We start from the raw sequence: 3,769 nt of genomic DNA on the forward strand, positions 1-3,769 counted from the left end.
AAACTCAAAGGGCGCCTAGGTTAAGAGCAGTCATCCGGAGCGTCAAGGAGCGGGTGACCGAAGGGGTGGGTAACCGCTGTCAATTTGCCCGACGAGGCCCCGAATTCAGTGGTCCGACGCAGGTTTTGACGGGGAGGGTTTTGTCGAAGCGCTTTACAGGATTGGCGCCAAAAGCATTGTCGGAGGATGGGTGTTTGCGCGAAAAAATTTAACCTATTGTTTTTAAAGGGTTTTTTAATTCTGGCTCTTTCGTTGCATTAAATGCCATATTGGGATGGCGCTTAAACCCACCAAATATTGGCATATGACACGGATCTGGAATTATGAAAGACGGAATTCATTTCACACAGCGCTGGCTAAAGGGCCTCGCTATAGCTCTGCTGCTTGGCGCACCCCTGGCAAGCGCGGATCTGATTACCTTTGATGATCTGGACCCCTCAGAAGGCAGTGTGTCCGAACAAAGCTATGCGGGGTTCAACTGGGACAGTCGCTGGGGGCTGGGCGACTCCGGTATGTCGGGGTTCGGCGATGCGGCGCACAGTGGTAGCCAGTTTCTGTTCAATCAGGGGTTCGAAAGTAACCTGGAAATTACCCGCGATAATCCCTTTGATTTTATGGGGGCCTATTTCGCGTCGACCAGCAATTACAACAACATGTCGTTCTGGATTACCCTGGTGGCTTATGATGGTCAGGGCAATAAGGTCGGCGAGCTGGTCGACGCGCAGATCAACCCGGACTTCGAAAACCAGCCGCTCTGGATTGCGGCTGACTTTACCAATGTTTCCAGGCTGGTCGTTGACGCTGCCGGTGGCATCTTCGCCATGGACAGCCTGCAGTTCCAGGATACAGCCGTTTCGGTTAACGAGGCTGGTGGCTTCGTCTTGCTGCTGATCGGTCTCGGTGGCCTCTGGGCTGCCCGTCGCCGCGTCCATTAACCCCCGCCATGGGGCCAGATGATATACTGGCCCCATGACCGATACCTCCTCTTCATTTCGTCACCTTCCCCAATTCGATAACCGCTGGTTGAGGGCCTTGCCGGCCGACCCGGTGGCGGACAATGTGCCGCGCCCGGTGACCGGCGCCAGCTACAGCTGGGTTGCCCCGCGACGGGCCAGTAAACCGACTCTGGTTGCCTACGCCCGCGAAGTGGCCGATACGCTCGGGTTCCTGCCTGAAGACTGTGACAGCCAGGCGTTTGCCGAGGTGTTTGCCGGCAACGCGCTGTTGCCCGGTATGGAACCGCACTCCACCGTCTACGGTGGTCACCAGTTTGGTCACTGGGCCGGGCAGTTGGGTGATGGCCGGGCCATCAATCTGGGCGAGGTTCTGAACGAGGCGGGTGAGCACTGGACCCTGCAACTCAAGGGCGCCGGGCGCACGCCCTATTCCCGGGGCGCCGATGGTCTGGCGGTGCTGCGCTCCTCGGTGCGTGAGTTTCTCTGCAGTGAAGCCATGCACCATCTGGGCGTCCCGACCACCCGGGCACTGAGCCTGGTACTCACTGGCGATAAGGTTGAACGGGACATGTTCTACGACGGCAACGTCCAGTGGGAGCCCGGAGCGGTGGTCTGCCGTGTGGCCCCATCGTTTACCCGCTTCGGCCACTTTCAGCTGCATGCGGCCCGCGGGGAGCATGAGCTGCTCCAGCAATTGCTCGACGTGACGATACAGACTGACTTCCCTCACCTCGGCGCGCCGGGCCGTGACACCTACCTGCGATGGCTGGAAGAGGTGGCGGTGCGCACCGCCGAGATGGTGGCCCACTGGATGCGGGTGGGGTTTGTCCATGGCGTGATGAACACCGACAATCTGTCGGTACTGGGGCTGACCATCGACTATGGCCCCTATGGCTGGCTCGAAGGCTACGACCCGGACTGGACTCCCAACACCACCGACGCCCAGGGGCGTCGCTATCGATTCGGCGCTCAACCCCAGGTGGCACTGTGGAATCTCGCTCAGCTGGCCAATGCTATTCATCCTCTGATTGGCGAGGTAGAGCCCCTACAGGCGGTGCTGGATGTCTATCGCGAGGAATATCAGCGCTGCTGGCAGCGGGATATGACCGCAAAGCTGGGCCTGAGCCGCTGGGAGGATGGGGACTCGGTGCTGGTGTCTGAACTGCAGCAGGTATTGCAGAGCGCCGAGATCGATATGACGATTTTCTTCCGCCGCTTGGCGGATTTCCATCCGGATGGCGAGACTCCCGGAGAAGAGGCGGACAGCGCTCAGCTGCTGGAGCCGGTCCTGGAAGCCTACTACCAGCCACCGACCTTCGAAGCCGAGCACACCATGGCCGAATGGTTGCGTCGCTATCGGGACCGGTTGATTCAGGACCGGGTACTGCACGGTACCGAAGACGCTCAGCGGCGGGCCCTGATGAACCGCACCAACCCCAAGTACGTGCTGCGCAACTACATGGCCCAGCAGGCCATTGATCGGGCCGAAGCGGAGGATTTCAGTGAAATTCATCGGCTGCAGGAACTTCTGCGTCGACCCTACGACGAACAGCCAGAGAACGCCGCTTACTTTGCCCGCCGGCCCGAGTGGGCCCGGCGCAAGGCGGGCTGCTCCATGCTCTCCTGCAGCTCCTGATGATCTGAACAGTTAAAGGAAACGATCTATTTATGATGATTCTCGGAAAACTCATTGGCGGTGTGCTTGGCTGGTTTATGGGTGGCCCCTTGTTGGCTCTGCTGGGCTTGGTGGTGGGCCACCTTTTCGATAAGGGGTACAACCAGATTCAGGCGGAGGGCTCGCCCGAGCGGCGTCGGGAAATCGAACAGACTTTCTTCGAGACGGTGTTTCGCCTGCTGGGCCACCTGGCAAAGGCCGACGGTCGGGTGTCCGAATCCGAAATCAAGCAGACCGAAGCCTACATGAACGAGATGGGGCTTACCCCCGAGCATCGCCAGCAGGCGATCGCCTTGTTCAAGGAAGGCGTGGCGACGGAGTTTGACCCCGATGCCCAGGTGGCCCGGTTCCGGGAGGTCTGTGGCCGTCGCGCCAATCTGGTGCGGATGCTGCTGATCTACCTGGTCAACATTGCCCTGGCCGACGGCGAGCTGGATGAGCAGGAAGTCCAGGTGCTGCGTCAGATTGCCCTCGGGTTGGGCCTGTCCAGCGCCATGTTTGAGCAGTTGCTGCGGATGATCCAGGCCCAGAACAGCTTCAGTGGCCAGCAGCGCTATCAGGGTGGGGCCAGCGGACCGTCAGCCCGGGACCGGCTCAGGCAGGCCTATGATGCCTTGGGTGTCTCTCCCGAGGCGAGTGATGCCGAGGTGAAGAAAGCCTATCGGAAGTTGATGAGTGAGTATCACCCGGACAAGTTGATCGGGCAGGGGGTACCGGAGGACATGATCAAGGAGGCCACCGAGCGCTCCCAGGAAATCCGTACCGCCTATGATCTGATCAAGGAAGAGCGCGCCCGCGCCTGAAACCGCGCAGCAATAGCGCCCCGGACAGGGCCCAGAGAATCAGGGTCAGTAGCAGCAGGAGTGCGCCGATAAAACCGAACAGGTCCGGCGCCTTCATCAGTGTGGTCATCAGGGAGTCCTGGTAGTAGAAAAACCAGGGATGATCCTCGGGGAAGGCGTATTCGTGCAGCCAATAGAAGACCTTCACCGGGCCGATCACCCAGAGTGCGACACCGCCAACCGCCAGGCTGGCACCGGTCACCCACAATACCTTCCGCGGCCTGGGTGGTGTCAGCTGGCGCTGGCGCGCGTAGAGCACCAATACGACCAGTAATACCGCCGCCGTCAGGCCCGCC

The 3,769-nt window shown here is 60.2% G+C and carries 3 protein-coding genes and 1 pseudogene; 3 read left to right on the forward strand and 1 reads right to left on the reverse strand.

The features are described from left to right. Positions 1-323: 323 nt before the first annotated feature. Genes B3520_RS12810 through djlA form a run of 3 tightly spaced genes read left to right on the forward strand, consistent with a single transcriptional unit; the run spans position 324 to position 3,434 of the window. Positions 324-935 carry a hypothetical protein gene (locus tag B3520_RS12810; RefSeq protein WP_123637791.1) on the forward strand — a complete coding sequence of 204 codons (612 nt, stop codon included), beginning with the start codon at positions 324-326 and terminating at the stop codon, positions 933-935. A 34-nt stretch (positions 936-969) separates the two neighbouring features. Continuing rightward, positions 970-2,592 (forward strand): protein adenylyltransferase SelO, encoded by a 1,623-nt coding sequence (locus tag B3520_RS12815; protein WP_286805101.1) that lies wholly within the window; start codon positions 970-972, stop codon positions 2,590-2,592. Between the two features lie 35 nt (positions 2,593-2,627). Next, on the forward strand, positions 2,628-3,434 hold the full coding sequence (djlA, locus tag B3520_RS12820) for a co-chaperone DjlA (protein ID WP_246004425.1): 807 nt from the start codon (positions 2,628-2,630) through the stop codon (positions 3,432-3,434). Here djlA and B3520_RS12825 read toward each other — a convergent pair. Further along, positions 3,409-3,769, reverse strand: a pseudogene (locus B3520_RS12825) (hypothetical protein); the annotation flags it as partial. The gene djlA and the pseudogene B3520_RS12825 overlap by 26 nt on opposite strands.

Source organism: Marinimicrobium sp. UBA4509 (assembly GCF_002388575.1).
GTDB classification, from domain to species: domain Bacteria; phylum Pseudomonadota; class Gammaproteobacteria; order Pseudomonadales; family Cellvibrionaceae; genus Marinimicrobium; species Marinimicrobium koreense.

What these genes read in the sequence shown, in the direction of transcription:
- B3520_RS12815 (WP_286805101.1), top strand. Translation starts at nt 970, where the DNA reads ATGACCGATACCTCCTCTTCATTTCGTCACCTTCCCCAATTCGATAAC.
- B3520_RS12810 (WP_123637791.1), top strand. Translation starts at nt 324, where the DNA reads ATGAAAGACGGAATTCATTTCACACAGCGCTGGCTAAAGGGCCTCGCT.
- djlA (WP_246004425.1), top strand. Translation starts at nt 2,628, where the DNA reads ATGATTCTCGGAAAACTCATTGGCGGTGTGCTTGGCTGGTTTATGGGT.